The following is a 311-nucleotide window of genomic DNA, read 5'->3' on the forward strand; positions in this document are numbered from 1 at the left end:
TGCCCACTATGCGATGCCGGCTTGCGCCACGATGGGCGCGCTGCGGCTGGTGGATATTGGCGTGGGCACGGTGCCCGGCGCGGCGCATGTGCTGGCACGGCCAGTCTTGGCAGCGCCAACGGCCGATGCGCACAAGTATCGCCGGGGCTTGCTGGGCATCGTGGCCGGTGCCATGCCCGGCGCGGCGCTTCTGGCGGCGACGGCCGCGCTGCGCGGTGGGGCAGGCTATGTACAGGTCTTGGCGGGCGAAAGCGCGCTATCCGGGCCGCCGCCGGAACTGGTGGTGCGCGACACGGCCAAACAAGCGGCGC

The 311-nt window shown here is 72.3% G+C and carries 1 pseudogene; it reads left to right on the forward strand.

The window, feature by feature from the left end:
- Positions 1-311: pseudogene (locus H926_RS29960) on the forward strand (bifunctional ADP-dependent NAD(P)H-hydrate dehydratase/NAD(P)H-hydrate epimerase); the annotation flags it as partial.

Origin of the sequence: Novosphingobium sp. B-7 (assembly GCF_000410615.1) — a bacterium.
GTDB lineage: Bacteria > Pseudomonadota > Alphaproteobacteria > Sphingomonadales > Sphingomonadaceae > Novosphingobium > Novosphingobium capsulatum.